This is a genomic window from Actinophytocola sp. (assembly GCF_035634895.1).
Classification (GTDB): Bacteria; Actinomycetota; Actinomycetes; order Mycobacteriales; family Pseudonocardiaceae; genus Actinophytocola.
This window is the reverse complement of the sequence record NZ_DASQCC010000033.1, coordinates 21,448-27,824: the sequence shown is the minus strand read 5'-3', so window position 1 is coordinate 27,824 and position 6,377 is coordinate 21,448. Positions and strand designations below refer to the sequence as shown.

At 70.8% G+C, this 6,377-nt stretch carries 6 protein-coding genes and 1 riboswitch; of the genes, 3 read left to right on the top strand and 3 right to left on the bottom strand.

The window, feature by feature from the left end; translation table 11 throughout:
- The 3 genes from VET29_RS05415 to VET29_RS05405 form a co-directional block, all read left to right on the top strand.
- The coding region (locus tag VET29_RS05415; RefSeq protein ID WP_324915447.1) for a pentapeptide repeat-containing protein at positions 1-321 on the top strand (321 nt) is incomplete at its 5' end.
- A gap of 9 nt (positions 322-330) precedes the next feature.
- The gene (locus VET29_RS05410) at positions 331-1,182 is read left to right on the top strand and encodes a 3-methyladenine DNA glycosylase (RefSeq protein ID WP_324915445.1); all 852 of its coding nucleotides are present in this window, start codon (positions 331-333) and stop codon (positions 1,180-1,182) included.
- 9 nt (positions 1,183-1,191) lie between these two features.
- Positions 1,192-1,671, top strand: a complete 480-nt coding sequence (locus tag VET29_RS05405; protein ID WP_324915443.1) for a SecDF P1 head subdomain-containing protein — start codon at positions 1,192-1,194, stop codon at positions 1,669-1,671.
- A 114-nt stretch (positions 1,672-1,785) separates the two neighbouring features.
- Here VET29_RS05405 and gcvP read toward each other — a convergent pair whose 3' ends face one another.
- From gcvP to VET29_RS05390, 3 genes are all read right to left on the bottom strand, one after another.
- Positions 1,786-4,656 (bottom strand): aminomethyl-transferring glycine dehydrogenase, encoded by a 2,871-nt coding sequence (gcvP, locus tag VET29_RS05400; RefSeq protein ID WP_324915440.1) that lies wholly within the window; start codon positions 4,654-4,656, stop codon positions 1,786-1,788.
- A gap of 145 nt (positions 4,657-4,801) precedes the next feature.
- Positions 4,802-4,893: riboswitch (glycine riboswitch) on the bottom strand.
- Positions 4,894-5,075: 182 nt separating this feature from the next.
- Positions 5,076-5,633, bottom strand: a complete 558-nt coding sequence (locus tag VET29_RS05395) for a MerR family transcriptional regulator (RefSeq protein WP_324915438.1) — start codon at positions 5,631-5,633, stop codon at positions 5,076-5,078.
- A 145-nt stretch (positions 5,634-5,778) separates the two neighbouring features.
- Positions 5,779-6,252 carry a bifunctional nuclease family protein gene (locus VET29_RS05390; protein ID WP_054046144.1) on the bottom strand — a complete coding sequence of 158 codons (474 nt, stop codon included), beginning with the start codon at positions 6,250-6,252 and terminating at the stop codon, positions 5,779-5,781.
- Positions 6,253-6,377: the final 125 nt, after the last annotated feature.

Sequence of the window (6,377 nt, the reverse complement as noted above, 5' to 3'; positions counted from 1 at the left end):
GCCGGGATCGTCATGACGTACACGAACCTGGCACCCGCGAACCTCCGCGGCGCCGACCTCACCGGGGCCACGTTGGCGGGCATGGCGCTGAGCGGCGGGAACCTGGCCGGGGCCCGGCTCACGGCGGCGAACCTGCGCCAGTCGGTCCTGGCCGGCGCCGACCTGACGGACGCCGATCTCGACGGTGCCGACCTCAGCCGCGTCCGCTGGTCGGACGACACGCAGTGGCCGCCGGAGTACGAGCAACCGGTGCTCGGGGCGTCGACCGTCGACGGCGCCGGCTACGTGATCGGTGAGCTGCGCCTGCCCGGCCGCCAGTAGGGTGTCGGGGTGAACCGGACGCTGCTCGCCCCTGCCGAATGGCGGGCACGACGGGACGTGCATGTCGCCAGGGTGCGGAAGTGGACGGACCCGCTGCGGGAGCGGCGGTCACGCGGTGCGCGACACCCCGTCCTCGACTTCCTCTTCACGTACTACTCGTACCGGCCGGCCAAGCTGCTGCGCTGGCACCCCGGCCCGGGCGTCGAGCTCGCCGGCGCCGGCGAGTTCCTGCGGTGGCCGGCGTACCGGGAGACACCGCGGGGCGTCGAACTGGGACCGCTGCCGGACTCGCGGCGTTCGACCGTCGAGTTCGCCCACGGTCTCCTGACCGCGACCGCCGCCCGGCCGCCCCGGTTCGGCTGCTTTGGGCTGCACGAGTGGGCGATGGTCTACCGGTCCGGGGACGTGCGGCACGAGGACTGGCCGCTGCGGCTCGGGGCGACCGGCACGGACGCGGTCGTCGAGTCGCTTCCCGCGCGGTGCACGCACTTCGACGCGTTCCGGTTCTTCACGCCCGCCGCCCGGCCGCTCAACATGGTGCAGCCACAACGGTCCGACCAGGTCGCACTCGAACAGCCTGGCTGCCTCCATGCGGGCATGGACCTCTACAAGTGGGCGTACAAACTGGACCCCTACGCGCCCTCCTCGCTCGTCGCCGACTGTTTCGAGCTGGCGCTGGACATCCGCTCGCTGGACATGCGTGCCAGCCCGTACGACCTCGCCCCGCTCGGCTACGCTCCGGTCCGGATCGAGACGGCCGGCGGGCGTGCCGAGTACCGGCGGGAGCAGGCCGACTTCACGGAGCGGGCTCGTCCCCTGCGGGCCGGCCTGATCGCGTTGTGCGAGGAGCTGCTCGGCTGAGGAGGACGCGTGCGGGCATGGTTGTCGGCGCTGTTGTCGGCGTCGCTGGTGCTGGCGGGGTGCGGCACCGAGGTCGCCGGCGCGCCGGAGAAGGACACCTCCCCGACCGTGGGCGCGGTGAGCCTGGTGGTCCCGATCGAGCTGCGTCCGGTGGCGGACGACGGCACCAAGGTCCTGACGGACCCGACCACCGGTGAGTCACTGACGTTGGCCGACCCGATCATGACTGTCGAGCGGCTGGACGGCGCCGACATCAGCAGCGACAACGGCACCTGGGCGTTGGTCCTCCACCTGAACGCCAAGGACACCAGGACGTTCGCCGACTGGACCACCGCGCACACCGGCGAGCGGCTCGCGATCGTGATCGACGGCAAGGTGGTGGTCGCGCCGACCGTCCAGGCCGCGATCACCGGCGGCGACGTGCAGGTCAGCGGCAACTACACCCGGGACGACGTCGAGGCGTTGCTGAACGAGATCACGGGCCGCTGACCTGTCGCCGGCGGCGAACCCGAGAAGTCCCGGCACAGCAAGGAGGTCCGCGCCGAACCGGGCGCGGACCTCCTCGTGCGCGACGACACGCACCTGGTTGCGGTTGCTAGAACGTCACTGATACGCCTCGATCGGGGGGCAGGAGCACACCAGGTTGCGATCGCCCTTCGCGCCGTCGATGCGGCGGACCGGCGGCCACAGCTTCGGGCCCGACGCGCCCTCCGGGTACACGGCCTCCTCGCGGCTGTACGGGTGCTCCCACTTGCCCGCGACGGACTCCGCCGTGTGCGGGGCGCCGCGCAGCGGGTTGTCCTCCAGCGGCCAGTGGCCGCGGGCGACCAGGTCGATCTCGCGGCGGATCGCGATCATGGCCGTGCAGAAGCGATCCAGCTCCGCGAGGTCCTCGCTCTCGGTCGGCTCGACCATGAGCGTGCCGGCCACCGGGAACGACATCGTCGGCGCGTGCAGGCCGTAGTCGGCGAGGCGCTTGGCCACGTCGTCGACCGTGATGCCCGTGGCCTTCGTGATGCCGCGCAGGTCCAGGATGCACTCGTGCGCGACGAACCCGCCCTCGCCCACATACAGCACCGGGAAGTGCTCGTTCAGCCGCTTCGCGACGTAGTTCGCCGCCGCCACCGCGGTCATGCTCGCCCGGCGCAGGCCCGCGGCACCCATCATCCGCACGTACGCCCACGAGATCGGCAGGATCGACGCGCTGCCCCACGGCGCCGCGCTGATCGGGCCGACGCCCGTCCTCGGGCCGGCCTTGGGCTGCAGCGGGTGGTTCGGCAGGTACGGCGCGAGGTGCGACCGCACCCCGATCGGGCCGACACCAGGGCCGCCGCCGCCGTGCGGGATGCAGAACGTCTTGTGCAGGTTGAGATGCGACACGTCGGCGCCGAACCTGCCGAAGCGGGCCAGGCCGATCAGCGCGTTGAGGTTGGCGCCGTCCACATAGACCTGTCCGCCCGCGTCGTGCACCAGGCCGCAGACCGTGCGGACCGTGTCCTCGTACACGCCGTGGGTCGACGGGTAGGTGATCATGATCGCGGCGAGGTCGTCGCGGTGTGCGTCCACGGTGGACCGCAGGTGGTCGAGGTCGATGTTTCCCTTGTCGTCACAGCGAACCACGACGACCTTCATGCCGGCCATGGCGGCGCTGGCGGCGTTCGTGCCGTGTGCGCTGGCCGGGATGAGGCAGACGTTGCGCTCGCCGTGGCCGCATCCGCGGTGGTACGCGCGGATCGCGAGCAGGCCCGCGAACTCGCCCTGGCTGCCGGCGTTGGGCTGGAGGCTCACCGCGTCGTAGCCGGTGAGCTGGGCGAGCCACTCCTCCAGGTCGGTGACGATGCTCAGCAGCCCGGCGGCGTCGGCGGCGGGCGCGAACGGGTGCAGGTTCGCGAACTCCGGCCAGGTGATCGGCTCCATCTCGGCCGTGGCGTTGAGCTTCATCGTGCACGAGCCGAGCGGGATCATGCTCCGGTCGAGCGCGACGTCCTTGTCCGACAGGGCACGCAGGTACCGCAGCAGCGCGGTCTCCGAGCGGTGCGTGGCGAACACCGGGTGTGTCAGGTACTCCGAGGTGCGGGCCAGCGTCGCCGGGTACGCGTCGGGCGTGTCGGCGTCGAGCAGGTCGACGTCCCCGCCGACGCCGAAGGACGCCCACAGCAGGCGCACGTGCTCGCGGGTCGTGGTCTCGTCACAGGCGACCGCGACGAGGTCCTCGGACACCCGGCGGATGTTGATGCCGCGGTCCCGCGCGTTGCGGACGATCTCGTCGGCGCGGTTCGGGGTGCGCACCTCGACCGTGTCGAAGAAGCTCTCGTGCGCGAGGTCGAAGCCACCGGCCCGCAGACCGGCGGCGAACACGGCGGCCATGCGGTGGGCGCGGGTCGCGATGTTCCGGAGTCCCTGCGGGCCGTGGTAGACGGCGTACATCGAGGCGACGATCGCCAGCAGGACCTGTGCGGTGCAGATGTTGCTGGTGGCCTTCTCGCGGCGGATGTGCTGCTCACGGGTCTGCAGCGCGAGCCGGTAGGCGCGGTTGCCGTCCGCGTCGACGCTCACGCCGACGAGCCGGCCGGGCAGCTGCCGCTCGAGACCCTGGCGGACGGCCAGGTAGCCGGCGTGCGGGCCGCCGAAGCCCATGGGCACGCCGAACCGCTGGGTGCTGCCGGCGACCACGTCCGCGCCGATCTCGCCAGGTGAGCGCAGGAGGGTGAGCGCGAGGATGTCGGCGGCGACGACCACCTGGGCGCCGCGCTCGTGGGCCTGTTCGATGAGGTCCTCGTGGTCCCGCACGGCACCGCTCGCCCCGGGGTAGGACAGCAGGAGGCCGAAGAACTCGCCGTCGGGCAGGCCCTGCGCCAGGTCGGCGACCTCGACCTCGATGCCGAGCGGCTCGGCACGGGTCTCGATCACGGCGATGGTCTGCGGGAACGTGTCGGCGTCGACCAGGAAGCGGTTCGACCTGGCCTTGCCGGCGCGCCGGACGAGCGTCATGCCCTCGGCGGCGGCCGTGGACTCGTCCAGCATGGAGGCGTTGGCGAGCGGCAGGCCGGTGAGGTCGGCGACCATGGTCTGGAAGTTGAGGAGGGCCTCGAGCCGGCCCTGGGAGATCTCCGGCTGGTAGGGCGTGTAGGCCGTGTACCAGGCCGGGCTCTCGATGACGTTGCGGCGGATGACCGGCGGGGTGACCGTGCCGTAGTAGCCGAGGCCGATCATCGAGGTCAGCGGCTTGTTCCTCGCGGCGAGGGCGCGGAGCTCGGCCAGCGCCTGGGCCTCCGAGGCGGGCGGGGGCAGCTCAAGGTCCGGGCTGACCTCGCGGATCGACTCGGGGACGGTGCGCTCGACCAGCTCCTCGAGCGAGCCGACGCCGATGACGTCGAGCATGCCGGCGAGCTCGGCGGCCCGCGGCCCGACGTGCCGGTCGGCGAACAGGGTGCCGTCCTCGAGGGCGGCGAGGGGGATCCGGTCCTGGGTCATCTGGCGCGCCTCCGGGCGTCGGGGTGGGCATGGCTTCGCTGCCCTCCCCCTCTGTCCGTGCACGGTAGGTCGTGCGCCTGAGAGCTTCGTCCAGCATCAGCGGACTTGCACCTTCGGCGGGCCCGGGGCCACTTTCCAGAGGCGTCTCACCCACGCGGTTCGGGTGCCTGAGAGGTTCCGGGGAGGATTTGCTCCTTCGGCGCCGAGCCGAGACTCGGACTCTCCCGCGTGGATTCGGCGACTACCGCGCAAGCCTACCCCAGCCCCTCGCGAGTCCCGCGTTCAAACACCGCGAGTCCCGCACCCGCACATAGCGAGTTGCGGTTTCGTGCACGGTCCGTGTGTACGCCGTGTGCACGAACCCGCAACTCGGTGTGCGCGAACGCGGGACTCGCTAGGTCTGAACGCGGGACTCGCGGTTAGCCTGCGTTGCGGGCCTTGCGGCGGGCGGTCAGTTCGTCGTCGGTGACCGTTTCGACGATGCCGCCGTCGGCGCGTTCGGCCGGGAAGTCGTGGATGGTGCCGTTGATCTCCTGCATCGCGCCGGAGACGGCTATGCCGAAGACGCCCTGGCCGCCCTGCAGCAGGTCGACGATCTCCTCCGGGGAGGTGCACTCGTAGACGGTCGTGCCGTCGGAGAACAGGGTGATCCTCGCCAGGTCGCGGACGCCGCGGCGGCGCAGGTGGTCGACGGCCACCCGGATGTTCTGGAGCGATACACCCGTGTCCAGCAGGCGTTTTACCACCTTCAGGACCAGGATGTCCTTGAACGAGTAGAGCCGGGCCGAGCCGGAACCGTGCGCGGTACGTACGGTCGGTGCCACCAGGCCCGTCCGCGCCCAGTAGTCCAGCTGGCGGTAGGTGATACCGGCGATCTGACAAGCCGCGGGTCCGCGGTAGCCGACGAGCTCGTCCGGTCCGGAAGAGTCCGGAAACAGCTCACCCTGCTCACCGGTGACGGGACCATCCTCGACCACGCCTGCCTCCAGTCTCCTGCCACACGCCCGAACCTGAAAACCACAGGCTCGTAACACGACGGTAGGTCGGCGGGGGGACAGGGTCAACGCGACGCGCGGGCAACAGGTCGCAAACCTAAACCTGTTGTGGAGACTTTGTTACCGACTAGGTATCCGCGCCCCGGAAGTCTTCCGGGGAGACGCTGTCCAGGAACTCCCGGAACTTCTCGACCTCGTCCTCCTGCTCGTCCGGGATGATCAACCCGGCCTCCTGGAGCACGGAGTCCTCCGCGTGGATGGGCACCCCGACCCGCAGGGCCAGCGCGACCGAGTCACTCGGCCGGGCGGACACCCGCACGTCACCGTCGAACACCAGCTCGGCGAAGAACGTGCCTTCGCGCAGGTCGGTGATCCGCACCTGCTCGAGCTCCCGTCCCAGCGCGCCGATCACGTCCTTGAGCAGGTCGTGCGTCAGCGGCCGCGCCGGCCGCACCCCCTGCTGCTCCAGCGCGATGGCCGTTGCCTCCACCGAGCCGATCCAGATCGGGAGGTACCGCTCACCTTCGGTTTCGCGTAGTAGCAAGATCGGTTGATTGGCCGGCAGTTCCACCCGCACGCCCACGACTCGCATCTCGCTCATCGGGTTCGCCTCCCTCCGCACGCTCAGCGAGGATATGCACCCACATCATCGAGGATCGCGTATCGCTGACGTCGACGCTACCCGTCATCGGGTCCCAACGCTTGTGTAATCAGATCGATGTCCAG

Excerpts from the sequence above, each read along its gene's own strand:
- gcvP (WP_324915440.1), bottom strand. The coding sequence starts at position 4,656 with ATGACCCAGGACCGGATCCCCCTCGCCGCCCTCGAGGACGGCACCCTG.
- VET29_RS05390 (WP_054046144.1), bottom strand. The coding sequence starts at position 6,252 with ATGAGCGAGATGCGAGTCGTGGGCGTGCGGGTGGAACTGCCGGCCAAT.